General features: G+C 61.4%; 12 protein-coding genes and 1 riboswitch. Of the genes, 5 read left to right on the top strand and 7 right to left on the bottom strand.

Annotated features, from left to right (window positions below; all coding sequences use genetic code 11):
• Positions 1-16 precede the first annotated feature (16 nt).
• Together ligA and P272_RS0104780 are read right to left on the bottom strand one after the other, a co-directional pair.
• Complete coding sequence (gene ligA, locus P272_RS0104785) at positions 17-2,605, bottom strand: NAD-dependent DNA ligase LigA (RefSeq protein WP_029678411.1); 2,589 nt, start codon at positions 2,603-2,605, stop codon at positions 17-19.
• Positions 2,598-5,879 carry a hypothetical protein gene (locus P272_RS0104780; protein ID WP_044097816.1) on the bottom strand — a complete coding sequence of 1,094 codons (3,282 nt, stop codon included), beginning with the start codon at positions 5,877-5,879 and terminating at the stop codon, positions 2,598-2,600. Before P272_RS0104780 ends, ligA begins: the two co-directional genes overlap by 8 nt.
• A gap of 200 nt (positions 5,880-6,079) precedes the next feature.
• Here P272_RS0104780 and P272_RS0104775 point away from each other — a divergent pair, with 200 nt between their 5' ends.
• Entirely contained in the window at positions 6,080-8,338 is a 2,259-nt protein-coding gene (locus tag P272_RS0104775; RefSeq protein WP_155805008.1) for a hypothetical protein, read from the top strand.
• 18 nt (positions 8,339-8,356) lie between these two features.
• On the opposite strand, the gene P272_RS0104770 is transcribed toward P272_RS0104775, so the two are convergent.
• The 4 genes from P272_RS0104770 to ppgK form a co-directional block, all read right to left on the bottom strand.
• Positions 8,357-10,594, bottom strand: coding sequence for an exo-alpha-(1->6)-L-arabinopyranosidase (locus tag P272_RS0104770; protein WP_029678408.1), 2,238 nt, complete (start codon positions 10,592-10,594; stop codon positions 8,357-8,359).
• A 78-nt stretch (positions 10,595-10,672) separates the two neighbouring features.
• Positions 10,673-12,049, bottom strand: coding sequence for an MFS transporter (locus P272_RS0104765; protein ID WP_253269671.1), 1,377 nt, complete (start codon positions 12,047-12,049; stop codon positions 10,673-10,675).
• A gap of 125 nt (positions 12,050-12,174) precedes the next feature.
• The gene (locus tag P272_RS0104760; RefSeq protein ID WP_029678406.1) at positions 12,175-13,362 is read right to left on the bottom strand and encodes a pyridoxal phosphate-dependent aminotransferase; all 1,188 of its coding nucleotides are present in this window, start codon (positions 13,360-13,362) and stop codon (positions 12,175-12,177) included.
• A 75-nt stretch (positions 13,363-13,437) separates the two neighbouring features.
• Positions 13,438-14,208 carry a polyphosphate--glucose phosphotransferase gene (gene ppgK, locus P272_RS0104755; RefSeq protein WP_029678405.1) on the bottom strand — a complete coding sequence of 257 codons (771 nt, stop codon included), beginning with the start codon at positions 14,206-14,208 and terminating at the stop codon, positions 13,438-13,440.
• Between the two features lie 173 nt (positions 14,209-14,381).
• Here ppgK and P272_RS0104750 point away from each other — a divergent pair, with 173 nt between their 5' ends.
• The 4 genes from P272_RS0104750 to P272_RS0104735 all read left to right on the top strand — a co-directional run bounded on the left by P272_RS0104750 (position 14,382) and on the right by P272_RS0104735 (position 19,334).
• Positions 14,382-15,161, top strand: coding sequence for a nitroreductase family protein (locus tag P272_RS0104750; protein WP_029678404.1), 780 nt, complete (start codon positions 14,382-14,384; stop codon positions 15,159-15,161).
• A 51-nt stretch (positions 15,162-15,212) separates the two neighbouring features.
• Positions 15,213-15,986: a histidine phosphatase family protein gene (locus tag P272_RS0104745; RefSeq protein ID WP_029678403.1), complete on the top strand. Its 774-nt coding sequence runs from the start codon at positions 15,213-15,215 to the stop codon at positions 15,984-15,986.
• Between the two features lie 136 nt (positions 15,987-16,122).
• A riboswitch (FMN riboswitch) is annotated at positions 16,123-16,257 on the top strand.
• A 5-nt stretch (positions 16,258-16,262) separates the two neighbouring features.
• On the top strand, positions 16,263-16,868 hold the full coding sequence (locus tag P272_RS0104740; protein ID WP_015022098.1) for an ECF transporter S component: 606 nt from the start codon (positions 16,263-16,265) through the stop codon (positions 16,866-16,868).
• A 21-nt stretch (positions 16,869-16,889) separates the two neighbouring features.
• Positions 16,890-19,334 (top strand): energy-coupling factor transporter ATPase, encoded by a 2,445-nt coding sequence (locus P272_RS0104735; protein ID WP_253269670.1) that lies wholly within the window; start codon positions 16,890-16,892, stop codon positions 19,332-19,334.
• Between the two features lie 22 nt (positions 19,335-19,356).
• Here the strand turns inward: P272_RS0104735 and P272_RS09485 are convergent.
• Positions 19,357-19,684 (bottom strand): hypothetical protein (locus P272_RS09485; RefSeq protein ID WP_044097796.1); only part of this gene is annotated, 328 nt, incomplete at its 5' end.

Here is a 19,684-nt window from a genome sequence, read left to right as displayed (position 1 = left end):
ATTGCGAATGTCACAATCAACCCTGGGCTGGGTTGGGGTCACCGGTGTCAAGCAGTCGGTGGAAGGCCGCCTCGTCCAGGATGGGTAGGCCCAGGCTCTCAGCCTTGTCGGCCTTGGAGCCCGGATTGGCGCCCACCACCACGTAGGTGGTCTTTTTGCTGACGGACCCTGAGGCCTTGCCGCCACGCTCCACGATGGCCTCCTTGGCGGAGTCCCTGGAGAAGTCCTCCAGGCTGCCGGTGACCACCACGGTCATACCCTTCAAGGTCTGCGGCTTTGTGCTGCGCTCGACGTGAGCGCCCACCCCGGCGGCCTGCCAGGCATCCAGGATGCGTCCACGCCAGTCGCCTGGCTGCCGGGCGCCCTGGAACCAGTCGTGGATTGAGTGCGCAATCTCGGGACCTACCCCGTCCAACTCGGACAGGTCCTCCACGCTGGCCTCCTCCACGGCCTTGAGCGACGGGAAGCGGGTGGCTATGGCCCGGGCCGAGGTCGGTCCCAGGTGCCGGATGGACAGAGCAACCAGGACCCTCCACAGGTCGGCATGCCTGGCCTTGTCGATCTCTTCCAGCATCTGCAGGGTGTTCCTGGAGGGTTGGGCATCGGCGCTGCCCAGGGCGGCCTCCTGGACCTGGGTCTCATGGCTGTTCATGGCCCGCTCGCCCTGGCCCGCCTGGGCGCTCTTGGGCAGATTATAGAAGGCGGGTACCCGGTACCAGAGGCCACTGCCGCCAGTCCGGCGCTTGGTGGCGGTACGACCCTGCCGGCCTTCGACCTCCACCTGCTCCATCAGGGGAACCTCACGCCATACATAAACCTGGCGCAGGTCCTCCACCTTCAGGTCGAACAGGCCTGCCTCACTGGTCAGGACCGGAACCTGCCGGGGCGGAAGCTTCAGGTCTGGATCCGGCTGGTAGGGGGCTGCCTGGCCACCCTGATCGACCAGGACCTCACGCAGGCCAGGGGCGTAGACCTCAACGGAATCGGGTCGGTTCTCATCTGGGTTGGTCAGGGCTATGGCGCTCTGCTCCCCCAGATGCTCGATGTCCAGGGCCTTTCGCGATGCCATATGGATGATCCGCTCGGTCAGCTGAGCCGGGCAGGACTCCACATTGGGACAGCGGATGTCCACATCGCCCTCCTTGGCCGGAGCCAGGCGGGCGCCGCAGCTGGGGCAGGTCTCGGGCATGACGAAGGGTCTCAGGTCCTTCTCACGACCCTTCCTGGCCTCGACGACCGGTCCGACCAGCTCGGGGATCACATCGCCAGCCTTGCGGACCACGACCGTGTCACCGATCAGAATGCCCTTGCGCTTGACCTCGGAGGCGTTGTGGAGGGTGGTCCTTGAGACCGTGGAACCGGCCACCGTGACCGGGGTGAGAACCGCCACCGGGGTGATCCGCCCAGTCCGGCCCACTTGGACGGTGATGTCCAGAAGCCGGGTATTGACCTCCTCCGGCGGGTACTTGTATGCCACGGCCCAGCGAGGGGCACGGGATGTGGCGCCCAGCCTGCGCTGGAGATCCCGATCCTGCAGCTTGACCACGATGCCGTCCAGGGCGTGCTCGATGTCATTGCGGTGCTGACCGTAATAGTCGATCATGTCCAGGATCTGGTCGAATGAGGTGACGACCCGGTTGTGGGGGGAGACGGGAATCCCCCACTGCTTATAGAGGTCGTAGGCCTGGGACTGGTCGATGACCTCGTCGTGGGTCCCCTTGGGATGGGCCGGCCCCCACCTCAGGGAGCCCAGGCCATGAGCGTAGAAGCTCAGACGGCGGCTGGCCGTGATGCGTGGATCCTTCTGCCTTAGCGACCCGGCGGCGGCGTTGCGAGGGTTGGCGAAGGGCGCCTTACCCTCCTGCTCTTGCTGTTCGTTCAAGGCGTTGAAGTCGTCGAACCGCATGAAGACCTCGCCGCGGACCTCCACGAACTCGGGGATGTCACGGGCCGGGCCCGACAGGTTCTGCGGAATGCTCGAAATGGTTCTGACGTTCAGGGTGATGTCCTCCCCCGTCACCCCGTCCCCCCTGGTCAGGCCCTGCTCCAGGACCCCGTTGCGGTAGAGGAGATTGAGGGCCAGGCCGTCGATTTTGACCTCGCTGGTCATGGGTAGGGCCTTATCCTGCGGCCAGTCGAGCTCGTTGCGAAGTCCGTCATACCACTGGCGCAGCTCCGCGACACTAAAGACATCATCCAGACTGAGCATCTGGGAGGGGTGACGGACTGAGACGAAGTCGTTGGAGAAGGTTCCCCCGACCCGGTGCGTCGGCGACTGGGGGGTGTCCAGGCTGGGGAAGCGGGACTCCAGCTCCTGCAGGCAGCGCATCCTGGCGTCATAGGCCGCGTCGGAGGAGACCGGCGCGTCGTCTATGTAGTAGGCGACCTGGTCGGACTCCACCCAGGCGGCCAGCCTGGACCATAGACGCTGGGCCTGCTGGGCTCCCAAGGAGTCAAGGTCCAGCTCCCCCAATCGCATGGCATCAGCATCGTCTGGCTGCAGGGATGCTATCCATCGGTCAGTGCCCGGCCTGGGCCTGGACTCGGCATTCCCGCCCTCATCACTGGTTTGCTGAATATCTTCCTGACCTGTTTTGTCATGCATTGAGCGACCTCATGAACTGTGCCTGTACCACATCAACACCTTCATTATCGTCGTCGTTCATCCTGGCGGCCGCCATTGACAGTGTTCGGGCCGGAACAAAGAGCCCGCCGTCCACACAGATGCGTGCAGTCTGGCGCACTATGGAGGCCACCTCGGTGTGGGGCCAGACCGGCAGGCCGTGTTCGGCCAGCACCCGACGGGCCTGCCGGTGGTCTTCGGGCAGGACCACGCACTGGGAGCGGGCCCTGGCCTGCAGCTCTGCCAGCTCACTCTTGAGGGCTGGTATCCGGTCTGGACTGATGTGCTCGCTCATCAAATAAGCCGCTGCAGCCACGTCGAACTCGTCGCGCATCCACGAAGCATAGGCCAGACGGTAGTAGGCGAAGGAGGCATCGTCACGGTCCAGGGCCACCCGCAGGGCATTCAATGTGGCGGCCCGAGCCGAATCCCAATCCTCCCGGTTGGCCAGCATGACTGCCAGCTTCAGATGGGAGAGCGGGTAGGCGGGCGCATAGGCCACCATGGCGTTCAGATGCTTGAGGGCCGCCTGGTCCTCCTTGAGCTGGGCCAGCAGGTCGGCTATCTCCAGGTGGGCGTAGAAGAGGTTGTCAGGAATGAGCAGGGTCCGCTCCCCCGGTGTGGCGAAGAGGCGGTTATAGACCACCCGCTCGGCGTATGAGTTGAAGTAGCGGGGCACCTGACCATCGGCCGCAAAGACGGCATCCATATGGGCGATAGCGTCTTGCTCGACCTGTATTCCCTGGGCTGCGCCACCGGAGAAAAGCAGGTCTCGGGCTTTGACGCGCTCCTTGTCCAGCTGTGAGGACAGTGAGAAGTCAAAATCTGGAACAGGGGTACCGTCGATCATGGCGCTGGCAACCTGCGGGGCCAACTGTTCCAGCTCCGGGTCGCCAATGCCCTGGATGATACCTGTTGCCGCCTGTGCCTTGGCTGCCGAAGTCATGGTCCGGTCCGAGGCCAGCTGGTGGAAACCACCTACAGCCCTCTGCAGCAGGTCGGCCCGTTGGATGGACAGATCCACGGCCTTATCTGCGCCCAGGGCCTCGGCAGACTTGTCGGCAAAGGCCACCTCGGAGAACTCGGGCTCCTCCTGGCTACCATGGGGGCTGAAGCGGTCATCGCGCATGTCGAACTCGGCCTCAGTGGGCTTGAGCCCGCCCTGGGAATCCACCTGCATGGCCGCATCGAAGAAACGGTAAACGTCACGTGGATCCCTCAGACCCTGCGAACGGATGCGGGAGAGGAAGAGCTCCCTGCTGAAGACCACCGAGACCAAGGTACGGATGGTCGGATTGCTCTGCAGGGCGCTGAGCGGATTCTGCGATCCGTCGCCCTCGGTCTGATCCGTAGAGGCATCCTCATCCGGAACATCCTCGTTGGTTACATCATCAGTGGTCGATTCATCCGCATCGGACTTATTGGCTGACGATGGCGGTGCAAAGGCGGCAGAGTCAAGGTCCACGCCCTGCATGAGATCCTTGAACTCTCGGTCCACGGATTCCTTTTCACCCTGATCCTCGGCCTCATCCTCCTCATTGCCCTCCTGTTGCTCAGGGGCGATTCGGGAGGCAATGGGCTTGGTGGGATCGCCATGGACGTCGCCATCCTTGGGATCAGCCTTGGACCCAGTGGGGGCCACCTCGCCGGAACGCATGCGCTCAAAGGCCTCCAGGGCCTGTCCCATCATGGTCCTGATAGCTGAGTTTTGCTGGTCGACAGCCTCCTCCAGACCGATGGAGTCGATCTGTAGGCTGACCTCGCGCACAGACGGATCCACCCCGAAGGCCAGGGCGGCCATCATCAGCCCGACGCGCAGATTGTAGTCAGCACTCATGGCGGATCGCTCGCCGTCGTCCAGGTCACGCCAGGCCCGTGACTGGTCCTCATAGCGGCTGGAGGGCATCATGGTGCGTCCTGCCGCAGTGAAGGCCAGGGCCACCCGTCCTTGGGCAAGGTTGGACCTGAACTCCACATCGAAACGGAAGGGCAGTCGGAGGGATCGCATCAGCATGGACAGCGTCTGCCGGTAAACCCACTCGGATCGCACCGGCTCCTGACCCTGGCCATCCGCTCGCACAGGCAACGCCTGGGGAGCCTGTTGGCTGACCATGACAGCAGTTGCGGCGGCCTTGTCGACCATGGCGTTGATGGCAGTCCGCCCGTCGTCCTCCAGGGGATCGAAGCGGGTCGGATAGTCTCCCGGTCGCATCAGGGCGACAATGGCAGGATCGTCCAAAAGTGCCTGGTCCAGTCGGGCTGCCTGAACACGGTTGATCGAATCCTCGGTAGGCAGCGTCCCCAGGCGGGCATTGCGTTCCAGCCAGGCGCTGACAGCGGCGAATCTGTTGAGATTGCCCTCGATGCGCAGGGCCGCAAGGGCGGCGGTGAACTCCAGACCGTTGTCCCAGCTCAGGAAGTAGGCACCGGAGTAAGAGGAAGCATACAAATGCAGGGGTTCGGCCCCGTGAACAGCCTCAAGACCCGAGACGGGCGAGAGGGCCCCGGCCTCACGCATCAGGTCGGCGAACAGATCCTCCAGGCCGGAGACCCGCTGTCCATGTGAGCGCGCCTGAATCATGTCGCCCACACTGCGTCGAATGGCTCCCATGGGCGCCTCCCGGTTGAGCCGGTAGAAGATGTTGCCCGAGCCGAACCCGGTGAAGGTCCCTTGGATGCGTGGAAGCAGGTAGGCAGCGAAGAAGGCGATGGCCACGGCATCCCGGTATTCCAGGTCCAGGCGCATCTCCGGTGGCAGCAAGGGACGCAGCTGCTCCAGGGAATAGCGGCCATCGGCGCGCAGCCAGGAGGCCAGCCAACGCATGTGGCCGGCATCGTCACGACCTGCTACAGCACCCTGCAGGGCATGGACCGGCCCCGAATCCTGGCCCGGATCGCGACCCAGCCGGCGACCGTCGACCAGGGTCACCTCCTCCTCCCGACCCAACAAGAAGGCAGGTTCCATGTTCTGCAGGTCCATCCGACTCTGCTCACCGATGAAGACCCGGCCATGGTCGTCTGCCAGGGCGATCTGAGCAAAGTGACGACGATCAGTGAAGATACCCAGCGCGAAGCCGCGGCCGGGTGCATCGGGCCATTGGACCCAGCCCAGCGTCAGTCCCTCAGGCACGCCCTGCAGGCCGGGAAAAAGCCGACGCTTGACAGCGATACCCAGAATACGGCTGTGGGAGGCCAGAAATTCACGCATCTGACGATCATCTGGATGTCGCCCCGTCCGGTTGATCAAATTGACCATGTCGGCCACCGAAGAATCCAGGGGACGATCCCCGCGACCCCCTGTGGTCGGCCGAGAGGAGCCCACCAATCCTTCCAGTGAGGAAAGAATGGAACGGCCCAGGCCGGACAGATCCCCGAACCTCCGGGACTTCTTCGCGTTCTTGGACATACCTTCGATTGTCCCAATCCAGCCAGACATGTCGCCGTTAGAATAAAACCGTGATGACTCTGCCAGCCCTGAGACGCCCCACCCCGGCCAGGGGCACGACCATCCGCCTGCTGGTAGCACTCATTGTTGTGCTCGTCCTCGAACTCGGGGTATTCAATCTGGCCCATTGGCAGTCGCTGGCGGGTTCCTCCTCAACCTATTCGGCAAGGACTGCGAGCGGTATTGAACCCCGGCCGGACCGACTGGGACCAGGGCTGTCCACGATGCCTGGCGGGCGACTAAGGGTCACCGATCCGTCCAACGCCTGGATGGATGTCCCTGTCACAGATGGGCAGGTATCCTTCGTTCAGGCGCACCTGACAGAAGACATCGAGGGTTCATCCCTGTCGCAGATCCATGTACGTCTGGACCTGCGCCTGGTCGGCGACAAGGGCTGGACCCAGGGCACCCGAGGGCTGATCTGCCCCGGTCAGACCCGTAGCCATTACCTGCGCATCAGAGGCAAACCGAGCGGAGCACGGATCCAGGCCATGCGACTGTGGATACAGGAGCCCATCGGATCCCGGCTGCAGCTGACCGGAATGACCCCGGCCAAGGTAGTCCCCCTGGACCTCAACCCGGCACGGATACTGATGCTGGTCTGTCTGGCAGCGCTGATCCTGGGCTACCTGCCCGGCTCGGTCCTCTGGCGGACCCGGTTGAATACAGGCTCAGTAGGTCAGCGTCTGGTCCTGGCCCTGATTCTTGCTCCGTTGGCAGCCTGGTCCTGCTGGAACATCCAGCACGATCTGTCCACCTTCACTCCCATGGCCTACCACCAGCCGAATGCATACGTCTACGACTTCAACCAGTACGATCACGTGGCCCAGGCCCTGCTGCATGGACGTCCCTGGCTGAATCTTGGCCAAGCGCCGGGTCTGGCCAAGGCAGCCAATCCCTTCGATATAGCCACTCGAAACGCGCTGCTGGCCCAGGACCAGCAACCCATATATTGGGACTATGTCTACCGAGGCGGCCACTGGTATTCCTACTTCGGTGTCCTGCCGGTGCTGCTGCTCTTCCTGCCCTACCGAGTGATAACCAGCCTGGTGCATCCGGGCGGCTATGCCCTGCCCACCAGCTCGGCTGCGGCCCTGCTGGTCGCGACGGCAACCATCATGACCGCCCTGGCCACCATCCGCCTGCTGGCCCGATGGTTCCCCCGGGTCAACCTGGCCGTGGTCGGCATGGCCCTTATAACCATGCTGGGAGGATCCGGCATGGCTTACCTCTGGTGCCGCCGCAACTTCTATACGATTCCCTTCGATGCCTCTTTGCTGGCGGTCATGACCGGACTTTGGATCTGGATGGGGGCCAGACGGGTCCAGCGAAAGTCTGCGGCCGCCGGCGAACATCCGAGTCGTCGGTCAACACGAATGTGGACCGTGGAAGACGGGGGCCAAGGCTGGCAACTGTCCAGACCTCGACTTTTCTTTGGTTCCCTGTCAGTAGCCGCCACCCTGGGCTGCCGACCAACCTTCCTGGCAGCCGGCCTGCTGGCACTGCCCCTGTTCGCCAAGGAAATAAAGGCAGTCACCAACGCTCTGTTCACGCGCGGTAGCCATCCTGCAGGCCTGTCTCGGAGGCGGGCGCTGTCCCTGCTGGTCTGCGGCCTCTTGCCGGTTCTCCTGATCGCCGCTCCCCTGCTCTGGTACAACCGCTGGCGCTTCGGGTCCCTGCTGGACTTCGGCAACCGGTATCAGATGACCGTCCTGGACCTGACCAACTATCATCCTGGCACCCAGGGCCTGCTGCAGATCTTTGGCTACTACCTGCTGCAGCCCCTGACCGCCCTGCCGGTCTTCCCCTACCTGCAATTCTCCCCCGCTCCCATGCGGGTCTGGCACTTCACCGAACCCGGCCTGGGCGGGCTTCTGGTCACCACCCCGGTACTTGTACTGGCCCTTGCTCTTCTTGCTCTGCCTCGGGTGCGGAAAGAACTGCATCGTCGGGGATGGATGCCCGCCTTGATCATGGCCCTGGCCCTGGCAGTCCTGGTCATGGTTGCAGACTCGTATCTGGGTGGATTCTCGGTGCGCTACACCATCGATTTCGCCTGGCTGATCTGCCTGGCAGCTGTTGTGGTTATGGCCACCGCATCCTCAACATATGAAGACGGCCGCTCCGCAGCGGGAGCGGCCGTCTTGAGCCTGCTAACACTGGCCTGTCTTGCTGGACTGGTCCTGACATTTATCAACGCCATGGTCCTGCTGGAGCACTTCGACCTCAGTCAGGCCATGAACGTAGCCGTCTGGTTTATAGCACCCTGAGCCCAGCCGACAGTGATATCAGGAGTCCAGACCCTGCTGCTTGAGGGCCTGGTGATACCGGTCGACCATGTCAGCCACGATGCCATTGCCATCGCCACCCGACAAGGTGATGACCGAGGCCAGAGGCATGGTGTCGAAGAGCTGGGCTGTATTGGGATCGTCGGGCAGCGGTATGCCATCCTGATCGATACGATCGCGCAGGATAGGTCCGCCGATTGAATTCTCGCGCCACTCGGCCATGGTCGATTCGGCATTCAGCGGAATGAACCGGCCGTCGCCATCCACCTGCAGATTCTCTTCTGCAACCAGATCGCGGCTGCAGGTACCCACCTGGATGCGGTAGGTGCCCGCCTCCACATGCCAGGCATCCATGGCTGTCGACCAGTAAGCGAAGTCGCGCTCGGTCAGGTCCATGCTCACCCGGCTGGACTGTCCCGCCTTCAGGAAGACCTTGGTGAAGGCCTTGAGCTCATGACTGGGCCGATTCACCCGGCTGGCGCAGGGGGCCACATAGACCTGCACGGTCTGGGCGCCATCCACCTGCGAGGTGTTGGTCACGGTCACCTCCACCCGAGCCGAGTTGGCTCCGGTCTTGGTCACCGCAACCTGATCCAGATCGAAGTCGGCATAGGACAGACCGAATCCGAAGGGGAAGGCCACCGGACGCTGGAAGGTGTCGTAGTAGCGGTATCCCACGTAGACGCCCTCGCCGTAGCGGGAGTGACCCTCCTCGCCGGGGAAGGAGGTGATGGTGGGGTTGTCCTCCAGCCGAACCGGGATGGTTTCAGGCAGATGGCCCGAAGGGTTGGCGGCACCGGTCAGCACATCCACCACGGCGCGTCCACCCTCCTGGCCCAAAAGCCAGGTCTCCAGCAAGCCCTTGGTCTTGTCCATCCAGTCGGCAACAGTCACCACGGCTCCATTGGAGAGGACGGCGACCACCCGGTCGTTGACCTCGGACACGGCCTTGAGTAGAGCCACCTGCTTGTCGGGAAGATCCATGCTGGTGCGGTCGAAGCCCTCGGACTCGGCATCTTCAGGCAATCCCAGGAAGAGCACCACGGTGTCGGCTCCGCGCGCAACTTCAAGCGCCTGCCGGGTCAGGGCGGGATCCTGTTCCTTCTCGTCCAGCGTGAACCCGGGCGCGAAGTCCACATTCATGCCAGCTTCTTTGAAGCCGTCCAGGGCCGAGGAGACCTCAGTAGGCGTGATGTGCGAGGAACCTCCACCCTGGTAGCGCGGGGTCCGGGCGAACTCGCCGATGACCGCAACTTTCTGCTTCGGGTCAAGGGGCAGAATCCTGTCCTCATTGCGCAAGAGGACGATGGACTCCTGGGCCGCGCGACGGGCCATGTCGTTGTGTTCCTGGACGTCGTAGCGATAACCCTGTTGGGACATGGCCGGACGGGCCTTGTCGATCAGGTCCAGGATCCCCTGGGCCATCCGGTCCAGCTGCTCCTTGTCCAGCTTGCCAGCCTGCACGGCCTGGACCACCTGATCATCGGTACGGGAGGGCGGCATTTCCAGATTGAGCCCGGCCTGCAGAGCGTTGACCCTGTTGTGGACGGCACCCCAGTCGGACATTACCATGCCCTGGTAGCCCCACTCGCCGCGCAGAACGTCCGTCAGCAGCCAGCGATTCTCCGAGCTGAAGACGCCATTGATCTTGTTGTAGGCGCACATGATGGTCCAGGGCTTGGCATTCCTGACCACATATTCGAAGGCCGGCAGGTAGATCTCGCGCAGGGTGCGCACGTCCACGTCAGAGCTGACCCTGAGCCGGTCGGTCTCCTGGTTGTTGGCTGCAAAGTGCTTCAGAGAGGTTCCCACCCCCTTGGATTGGACACCCTCAACCAGACCTGCGGCTTCATGCCCGGCCAGCACAGGATCCTCCGAGTAAAACTCGAAGTTGCGGCCACCCAGCGGGCTTCGCTTGATGTTGATGCCTGGTCCCAGGATTACAGCCACCTTCTCCTGGACGCACTCCTCGCCCATGGCCTGGCCTACCTGGTAGGTCAGATCAGGATTCCAGGAGGAGGCCAATCCGGCGGTCGGAGGGAAGCAAGTGGCCGGAACCGATCCGTAGACGTCAGAACCGGTGGCCTTGCGCAGGCCGTAGGGGCCGTCAGTGATCATATAACCTTCATAGCCCTTGTCGGGCAGCCCCTGCAGGTGCCAGGAGTCGGACCCCGAGGTCAGCGAGGCCTCCTCTTGCAGGTCCAGATCCTTGGCTTTGGTATGCGTTTGTTCTGTCATGTCTTTTTCCTTTCGAGTTTTCGGGTTCGATTAGCCGGTCCGCGGCTCAGCATAGGTCCAGATTACAGGTTTTCAGACTCACTTGACCTTGCGGATCATCATGATGAAGACGGTTCCCACCAGCAGGCAGACGATGGCGACTGGGAAGATCATCCTGTAGCCGCCGAAAACGCCAATGACCAGCGTGGTGCACCCGGGGGCAATCACCTGACCGATCGTATTGGCCAGGTTGAGGATGCCCAGATCCTTACCCGCCTCCTTGGCGTTCGGCAACACATCGACATTCAGAGCCTGGTCGACTGACATGTAGCAGCCGTTGCCGATTCCAGCCAAGGCAGCATAGAAGTACATGCCAGTGGCGGTCGGCATCAGGAAGGGGAAGAGTATGCCGAGGGCGAGAATCAGGCAGCTGGTGGCTACAATCACCTTCCGCCTGTGCAGGAAGTCCGAGAGCGGGCCCGAGACCACGGAGGCCAGGATGGTGGTCACCACCGAGATCAGTGCCATGACCTTGAGTGTGGATGCGGCCTGGGCATCGCTCAGGTGGCAGTACTTCTGCAGTATGTAGAGCTGGTAGCCCTGAATCATGAAGCAGCCGACGACGAAGGTGAACCTGCCCAGAAGCGCCAGGTAGAAGTCACGGCAATTCTTGGTGGGCGGTATGAAGGACCGGCCGACATCCGCCCAGGTCCGTTCCACGACCGTGTTGGCAGCCGACTTCTCCCGGGGCCAGATCAGCACGGTGAGAATGCCGGAAAAGAGGAAGATGATCATGGCGACTACAAGGCCGGTATGGATGTTGGCCATGAACGAGCTGCCGATGATGGTTCCCAACTGCTGGCCGATGACCTGGCTGGCCCCATAGAGTGCCGAATAGGTTCCCCTGGTCGACTCGGGAATCCTGTCGGAGAGGACCGCCACGGCCGGGGCTATCAGGCAGTTGATGCCTACCTGCACAATGCACCAGCCGAAGATGATCATGGGGAGTGTATGGGACTGGATGACCAGCAGGAATCCAAGGGCGCCGATGATGCCGCCCAGCACGATCCAGGGGGTGCGCTTGCCGACTCGGAACCTGGACATGTCAGAGAGAGCGCCGAAAACAACGTTGGCCACCAAGGCGAACACGCAGCCAATCGAATTCATCGTCCCCAGAGCCGCTTCAGCGCTGACTCCATGCAGGGAATTGAAAATCTGAGGCAGGAGGACCCCGGACCCCATGGTAAAGGGCGCGGCCCAGAGCAGGGATACCAGGACGAACCCAATGGCAAAGCGGACCTTCTCCGCGCTGTTGAGCCTTCTGCCCGTATCCGGAGCCAGGCTTGGATCCACTCCTTGATTCGCCACAGCACCTCCGGTCTCATCTACAGAGGCCATGGCCTTGATGTTTTCCCCGATCCGGGCACCAGCCCCGTCGGCTGGGCCTCCCCTTCGATCCTTATTTTCGTCTACCATCGTTATCACTCCTTCGTGTGCAGCCTTGCAATCAGTGGCTCATCATTGAGCCGTACCAATCTCCCCCTTCCATAACCGGCAATTGTTCCGAACATATTATCGGAGCGAACAGTGCATTACGTGGGTTATAAACAGGTTATTTTTCCGATAGCTGAGACGACTGAGTTCACATTTCGGCGGAATTCCGAGGATTCCGGCAGGAGCGACAGGGCCAGATATCCGTTGCCTGGCATGTCGAAAAAGTATCCGGGCTGGCCAGTCAACCCGTAGGACCCAATCAGGCGAAGAATCAGCTCCTCCTCGTCGATGACCTGAGGAAAACGCAACAGAACGTTCCAGCCTCCCTCAGGCCTGAGCAGGGAGACGCAGGACTCCTTTTGGCCCAGTGTCTGTCTGAGGATTCCGAGATTGCCCCTGATACGCTTGCCCACCCGGCTGGTCTGAACGGGAATATCCGAGAGCATGGCTTCCATATCCCTGGTGATCAGAAGACTCATGGGCAGGTAGTCATCGGCTATCAGGTCAAGATGACGCTTGGCGGCGGCTACTTGGTCTGCGGGCCCGGAAACCTGGATCCAGCCCACCTTGGCATGGGGGGCTGCCAGACTCTTCGAGAACCCGTCCAGGGCGAAGGTCAGCACCCGATCCTCACCAGCCAGCCGGGCACGGCCCGGCAGGGGATCCAGAGGATAGCCGAAGAAGACCTCGTCGGCGATGATGGCCACCCCCTGCCGCTGGCAGAGTTCCAGCAGCGACCGACGCTCTTCCGGATGAATGTAGGAACCGGTGGGGTTGTTGGGGTTGATAAGGACCAGGGCACGGATACGGTCGCCTCCAGGCCCCTCCAGGGCCTGCCTTACCGTGGCCAGGTCAAGGACCCAGGACCCGTCATAGGTCAGGCGGTATGGGATTGTTCGGACGCATTCCAGACCGGCGATTGATTCAATCAGAGGATATCCGGGTCTGGGCTCCAGAATGGCGTCACCCGGGTCGCAGAGGAGCTTCATCAGCCAGGAATAAGCCTGGGATGTTGAAGAGAGCAGGTAGAGGTTATCAGGATCAACCGCAATACCACGATCCTTGCCGTACAAACTCTGACGCTTGGTCAGAAACTCAGCCAGAGCCTGCCGAGCGTTACGAGGCCCCCTCGGTTCGGCCTCGTAGACCTGAGGCAGAAATGCCGGGGCCAGTCCGAAACGGGTGGGATTGGAATCATTCAACCTGCCTAACTTGAGACCATGGGCTCGTGCTTCTGACTCGGCCAGAGCTATGCGATTGGGGCGGTCAGACCCGGTACGGTGAGAAAAATGCATGATTTTTCAGCTCCTCATCCGATCCAGCAACCGCCTAAACGCCTCATGTAGATTGGTCGCAGAAAACGCTCTGCTTCACCCCAGATGCTTTTGCCGGAGGTCAGCCAGATAAGCGGCACCCACGATACCGGCCTGGTTGCGCAGCTTGGCAGCCACAATGGGGGTCTTGATGTCGATGTGGGGCAGGAACTTCTCGCTCATCCTGCTGACTCCGCCACCGACAACGAAGAAGTCAGGGTTGAAGTAGTGCTCAAGCAGGCGGTAGTACTTGGTCAGACGATTGGCCCACTTCTTATAGCTCAGCTTCTTGCGGTCACGCACCGATGATGCTGCGTACTTCTCTGCGTCCTTGCCGTCCAGCGTCAGATGGCCCAGCTCGCTGTTGGGAATCAGAACGCCGTTATAAATCAGTGCCGTGCCGATGCCAGTGCCCAGTGTGGTGGCGATGACCAGACCCTTCTGGCCCTTGGCGGCCCCGTACTGCACCTCGGCAAGCCCGGCCGCATCCGCGTCGTTGACAACGCTGACGGGTCTACCGCAGGCCTTGGAAAGAACCTCTTGGACATTAGTACCGACCCAGGCCTGGTCCAGGTTGGCCATGAAATCCAGCGGCTTGTCAGGCTTGACAGGGGCCGGGAAGGCGATGCCCACAGGCACATCCGACGGAACTTCAAAACGGTCCAATAGCTCCTTTACAACAGCCCCCACAGCCTCTGGCGTGGAATGTTCCGGAGTCAGAATTTTTTTGCGAGGCTCTGCAAAATCGCCGATCGTCAAGTCAACAGGGGCAGCCTTAATGCCGGATCCACCAATATCCACTCCGAAAGCCTGCGCTGTTTCAATCATTGCTGCTCCTTAGCTGATCAAAGATGAGGGTCCGAACCGGCACGGTAGCGATTGTACCCCAAGCCATGCCTCTGCAACTCGTAGGAGCGGCATGAGCCGGAAGAGGGTCAGGCTGTTTCGCTGGCACTGTGCTACAAACTGCAGGAAGAAGAATTGAGTGGAATAATAAGGCTATGACCGAACACACACAGCTCATTGATGCAGTTAACGTGCGCATCACTACCAGAGAATACGATCCTAAGCCTATCGATCCCGACCTGGCCAGGCAGCTGGGCAGCACTTTGAACGCTCTGAACACACTGAGCGGTCTGGACATGCAGCTGGTTCTGGGCAAACCCGACGCCTTTGCGGCCGACAACGCTTCCGGCCACCTGACCAATGCGGCCAACTACCTGGCCCTGGTCGGACCCAAGGATAATCAGGAGAGCCTGGAGAAAGCCGGCTTCTATGGCGAGCGCATGGTTCTTGCCGCCACGCTGTATGGACTGGGGACAGGATGGGTGTCGGGCAGCTGGGACCGTCAGGCTGCCGAGCGCCACTGCCGGATCACCCCGAGCCAGTCGCTCTATCTGGTGGTCACCATCGGCTATCCGGCCGACCAGGTCGGCTACGGCAACCAGGACTTCGACAAGCTTTGCCAACGTCAGAGTGAGCATCGAACCTCCAAGAGTTATGAGGAGTTGACCTCAGCCATGAGCGCGCAGGACCGCCAGGATGCACCGGAATGGTTCAAGGCCGGCGTGGCTGCCGCCGCCAAGGCTCCTTCGGCCATGAACGGACAGCCGGTGCTTTTCGCCTGGGACAAGGACACAGGCGATGCGATCGCCACCCTGGACCCCTCGGTTTCCTACGGGTCCGCAGTCGACCTGGGCATAGCCAAAATGAACTTCCAGATCGGGGCCGGGGGCGGCACATGGACCTGGGGCGATGGAGGCCGTTTCATCAGGTCCTGACCGTAGCGGTATCCCAGTGACCCGGCAAGGGGCCGTGTAGGGTGATGAACTATGAACAATGGAGCATCTTCATCCCAGTCCACCACCGAACCGAGCATTGAAGCAGGTTCGACAACCCTGTACCTGACCCGGCACGGAAGAACGACGGCCAATGTCATGCATCTGATGCAGGGCTGGTCAGATTTCCCCCTGACCAGGCAAGGTCGCGAGGATGTGCGCCAGTTCGGTCGGGGCCTGCGGTCCATTCGCTTCCGGGCAGCCTGGAGCGGCAATCTGAGTCGTCAGTATGAAACGGCCCGCCTGGCCCTTGACATGTCCGGCAATGGAGACCTGCGCGTGGGGGTGGACCCCGATCTGCGCGAGGACAATTTCGGCAGTTTCGAGGGCCGGGACGAGCCCACCACTCTGGACCAGGTCTGCGCCGCCATGGGTTTCAAGGACTTTGCCACGGCCAAGGCAACCTACGGCAGGGACATCCCCGTCCATATGCAGGACACTTTCCATCGGCTGGATGCCCAGGACGTCCTGTCCGCCGGACTGGAGAAAGAGGATCGGGCTGAGACCACGGCCCAGGTCCGCGGTAGAATGATCGGCGCGCTGACGCGCATCGCCCGGTCTGCCATCGAAGAGGGAGGCGGACCTGTCCTGGTGGTCTCCTCGGGCATGTGCCTGCAACAGTTCCTGGTGGCCATCGACGACCACTGCCCCATTCCCGACATGGACAACACCGCGGTCACCAAGGTGATTTATGGGGATGACGGCTTCCGCCTGGCGGGCCCGGTCAGCTCCATGGAATACTTCCAGGCAGGCAGCCAGGACAAGTAGCAGGCAGAACGTTCAAGCGCGCCGCACTTCTCCGGCTGTTGGCTTTTAGCGGTTTTATTGCCTTCCTGCTTGTCTTGAAAATGCACAAGCAGCGAGAGGGAATTGACCATTCCAAGGACCGCAGCTATATTGAAATCGTCAGTTTCAGGGAAGGTGAAAGTCCTTACTGGCGGTATCCGGCTGAATGCCGGGAGCCCGCGACCCGCGCAAGCGGTGGATATCGGTCAAAATCCGAAGCCAACGGTTACAGTCCGGATGGAAGAAACGAGGCCCTCTATGAGCATGCCCAATTCTCATTCACACACCACTACAAACAAGGACACGCGCTTCAACGATGTCCATTCCACAGGTGCAGGTGGTTCAGGACGCTGGTCGACCAAGCGGATTGCAGTCTACGCGCTCTTCGTAGCCCTGGCCATGGTTCTGAGCTTCTTCTCCTTCCCGATCTTTCCTGCCGCACCCTGGCTCAAATATGACCCCTCGGGCATCGTCGTCCTGGTATGCGGCTTCGCCTTCGGCCCAGCGGCTGCCGCCATCATCTCCATCCTGGGATTCGTCCCGCACCTGTTCACCAACCCCTTCGGTGCTCTGATCTCGATGATCGTGGCCCTGGCTCTGAGCGTGCCGGCGGCCTTGGTCTACCGGAGGATGCACAGCCGTAAGGGAGCGGTCATCGGAATCGTCTCCGGCGCTGTTCTGGGCGTGATCGCAGCCATACTGTGCAACGTGGTGATCACCCCCTTCTACGCGCACATGTCCATGGCCAAGGTGATTGCCATGATCGTGCCGATCCTTCTGCCCTTCAACCTGATGAAGTTCGCCATCCACGGCGTGGTCACTTTCCTGATCTACAAGCCCATCTCCACGCTGATCAACAAGTAGGCCACGGCGGTTCGGAACGTCATGGCAGCATCCATGACCCAATCCACAGGCTCCGATTCAGCGGATTCGAAGGCAACCGTCGCCCGACTCAACCAGGTCTCTTTCTCCTATGACGAAGGCCAGACCTGGGCCCTGGACCATCTTTCCATGGAGGTGCATGCAGGCGAGCATCTATGCATCCTGGGAGCAAATGGTTCCGGCAAATCCACGCTGGGAAGCATCCTCTCGGGTGCGACGGCACCTGACCACGGCCAGGTCGAGCTTATGGGCCGAGCGGTCTGCTTCGACACCCCGGATCAGGGCCGACAGATCGACACTGAGGCCTACCGACAGGTACGGCGGAACATCGGCATGGTCTTTCAGAGCCCTGAGGACCAGATCGTGACCACCGTCGTCCAGGACGACGTGGCTTTCGGACCCGAGAATCTGGGCATGCCCCGCCAGAAGATGCTCTCCTGTGTGCCAGCGGCCCTGAAACAGGTCGACTTGCAGACGCGGATGACTGATGATCCCACCCGCATGTCGGGCGGACAGCAACAACGACTGGCCTTGGCCGGCGGCCTGGCCATGAATCCAGGCATGATGGTGCTGGACGAACCTGGTGCCATGCTCGACGCGGCCGGTCGACAGGAGATTCAATCAATCCTCTGCCGGCTGACGACCCAGGGCACGGCTGTCGTGCACATCACCCACCTGCTCGAACAGGCCAGACAGGCCGATCGGGTCCTGGTACTTGACCATGGGCGCATCGTGGCCTCCGGAAGTCCGAACCAGATCCTGAACAGGCAGGATCTGCCAGCCCTTGTCGGCGAACCTGACCCAAATCCGCTGATCCAAAGCAAGGTATCAGACACGGATGCGAAGACCCCGGTCGATGACCACGCTCTCCCCATGGTCAAGTTGTCGGATGTCTCTTACAGTTTTCCGGATTCCGGGAGCAAAGCCCTCAACCAAGTGAATCTGGAGCTGGCGGCAGGACAGACCCTAGCCATCATCGGGCGCAATGGATCCGGCAAGTCCACCCTGGCCAGGCTCATCTGCGCCCTGGCCACCCCAGACAGCGGATCCATCCAGGTGGCCGGTCTGCCCCTGGCCGGGCCCGACCGGCCCAAGGCCAGGCATCTGCGACGCCGGAATCTGAAGCTTCTGCGCCAAAGGGTCGGCTATGTCATGCAATACCCCGAACATCAGCTTTTTGCGGACACCGTTGCCCAGGACATCGCCTATGGTCCGCACAACCTGGGCTATGGGCCCGAACAGGTGCAGCAGCGGGTGGATGAGGCCATGAAGCTTCTGGACATCAGTGACCTGGCCGACCGCTCCCCCTTCGACCTCTCGGGGGGTCAGCGGCGCCTGGTGGCCATCGCCGGAGTCGTGGCCTGCAGCCCGCAACTGCTGGTTTTGGACGAAGCCACCGCCAGTCTCGACCCCCAGGCCTGCGTACGAATTATGGCATTGCTTCGAGTGCTCCATCAGCGCGGCGTCACCATCGTCATGAGCACCCACGCCGATCGCGAGGCCCTGGACCTGGCCGACCAGACCCTGCTCCTGGAGCATGGAGAAACGCTAGCCTATGGGCCTACTGCCAAAGTCGTGGAGCGCTACCATCAGCTGCTCGCCACAGACGCAGCGGAGAAGGAGGCCGCTGGCAAAGAAACTTCAGGCAGGAAAGCGGATCGCACCCAAGCCGACCAGAAACCCTTATCCTTGCTGGCAAGGCTGGACCCGCGAGCCAAGCTGGTGACCTTCCTCCTAGCCATGTTCACCGCTTTCGCCATTTCCACGCCTGCGCAGCTTGTTCTGGCGCTGGTGGTTACTATCGGCCTCTTTACCGCTGCCCGAGCCCCACTTCGTTCCATTATGAAATCAGTCAAGGGCTTTCTGATCCTCATGCTTCTACTGGCCGTATTCAATCTTCTGGTCACCCAGACCGGCCGTAGACTGGCTGCCTGGGGTCCATTCGTGCTGACCACCGGTGGCATCTGGGTGGCTGTGCTCTATGCCTGCCGCTTCATGCTGATCATCTTTCTGGGCGCGCTCCTGGTGGAGACCACCACCCCAACGCAGATGACCGATGCCTGTGAATCGCTGCTGAGTCCACTGTCCAGGCTGGGCATCCACACCAATGAGATAGCCCTGGTCCTCTCACTGGCTCTGCGCTTCATCCCCACACTGGGACGTGAGGTTCAGGCCATCGTGGAAGCCCAGGCCGCCCGTGGCGGATCCATCGAGTCCGGCTCACTCTCGCAACGCCTGCATGCGGCCATAGCCATCACGGTTCCCGTCTTCGCCGGAGCTCTGCGCCACGCTGACAATCTGAGCCGGGCCTTGGATGCCCGATGCTACGAGGGCAGCCGTCAACAGCGCACCCACTACCGATTGCTGCAACTGGGCAGGATGGACATCCTGTTCATTGCTCTCATGGCCCTTTATCTGTTGGCCCTGCTGCTGCATCCCCTGTTCTGAGGGGTCCGGCTACGTCAAGCATTTAGGTTCCTTGTTCCTTCAAGGTCAACAAGGCCTTCTTCCACGCCTGGCCTGAGTTCTTCACCGCGCAACTGCCTGAGTCGCCGGCCGTTTGGGGTAAACGAACCGTTATGCATGGAATGCTGACCTGGCAAACACTGATGTCAATTACCTGCCAATTCCATCGCTGCCTTAAGCCTGATATAAGAGAATGATCGAACCATTCGATGGACTCGCAAGCAAGAGCAAATGCCGAGCTCACACTGCCAATAGAAGCCATGGATTCCAAGTGACGTTTCAGAAACTGCAGTACAGAGATCGACGCAAATCCCCGGCAGTACAGAATAAGA

It is taken from the genome of Bifidobacterium sp. 7101, from assembly GCF_000499285.1.
Lineage (GTDB): Bacteria > Actinomycetota > Actinomycetes > Actinomycetales > Bifidobacteriaceae > Bombiscardovia > Bombiscardovia apis_A.
This window is presented reverse-complemented; position numbering and strand designations above follow the sequence as displayed.

Bases quoted from the DNA above. Each gene is read 5' to 3' on its own strand.
- P272_RS0104765 (WP_253269671.1), bottom strand. From the start codon at position 12,049: ATGGTAGACGAAAATAAGGATCGAAGGGGAGGCCCAGCCGACGGGGCT.
- P272_RS0104735 (WP_253269670.1), top strand. From the start codon at position 16,890: ATGGCAGCATCCATGACCCAATCCACAGGCTCCGATTCAGCGGATTCG.
- ligA (WP_029678411.1), bottom strand. From the start codon at position 2,605: ATGCATGACAAAACAGGTCAGGAAGATATTCAGCAAACCAGTGATGAG.
- P272_RS0104780 (WP_044097816.1), bottom strand. From the start codon at position 5,879: ATGGTCAATTTGATCAACCGGACGGGGCGACATCCAGATGATCGTCAG.
- P272_RS0104760 (WP_029678406.1), bottom strand. From the start codon at position 13,362: ATGCATTTTTCTCACCGTACCGGGTCTGACCGCCCCAATCGCATAGCT.
- ppgK (WP_029678405.1), bottom strand. From the start codon at position 14,208: ATGATTGAAACAGCGCAGGCTTTCGGAGTGGATATTGGTGGATCCGGC.
- P272_RS0104745 (WP_029678403.1), top strand. From the start codon at position 15,213: ATGAACAATGGAGCATCTTCATCCCAGTCCACCACCGAACCGAGCATT.
- P272_RS0104770 (WP_029678408.1), bottom strand. From the start codon at position 10,594: ATGACAGAACAAACGCATACCAAAGCCAAGGATCTGGACCTGCAAGAG.
- P272_RS0104740 (WP_015022098.1), top strand. From the start codon at position 16,263: ATGAGCATGCCCAATTCTCATTCACACACCACTACAAACAAGGACACG.
- P272_RS0104750 (WP_029678404.1), top strand. From the start codon at position 14,382: ATGACCGAACACACACAGCTCATTGATGCAGTTAACGTGCGCATCACT.